The 400-nt window shown below is 38.0% G+C and carries 1 protein-coding gene; it reads right to left on the bottom strand.

The features are described 5' to 3' along the window. Nucleotides 1–303 (bottom strand): RNA-guided endonuclease InsQ/TnpB family protein (locus tag M595_RS28600; RefSeq protein ID WP_152983654.1); only part of this gene is annotated, 303 nt, incomplete at its 3' end. Nucleotides 304–400: the final 97 nt, after the last annotated feature.

Here is a 400-nt window from a genome sequence, read left to right as displayed (position 1 = left end):
CTTGAATCTAGGGAATTTAGCTTGTCCTTTAAAAAAGTTTTTATAGGCTCTGTCTAGGTTAATTGCTACACATTGGAGAACCGATGAATAACAATCTTCCTTGAGCCAAAGATATTCCTTTTTGAGTTGAGGGAGCATCCCTTTATAGGTTGCTAACTTTAAACTTTTCCCAGTTTCTTGATAGTGCTGAATACAGGCATTTAAGGCAAAATTCCAATACCACCGTACACAACCAAACGATTTGACTAACGCCAATTCCTGTTCGGGTGTTGGGTAAAGCCTAACCTTTACTGCTCTATGCACTTGAATCACCCCCTTCGTTTGAGTGCTGTATTTACAAGATACACTGAATATAGCACAAGTTTTTTCAAGTGGAGATTATGAAGAACGATTTTGTTAG

This window comes from Lyngbya aestuarii BL J (genome assembly GCF_000478195.2).
GTDB lineage: Bacteria > Cyanobacteriota > Cyanobacteriia > Cyanobacteriales > Microcoleaceae > Capilliphycus > Capilliphycus aestuarii.
Note: the sequence above shows the minus strand (reverse complement) of the source record. Positions and strands in the feature narration are given on the sequence as shown.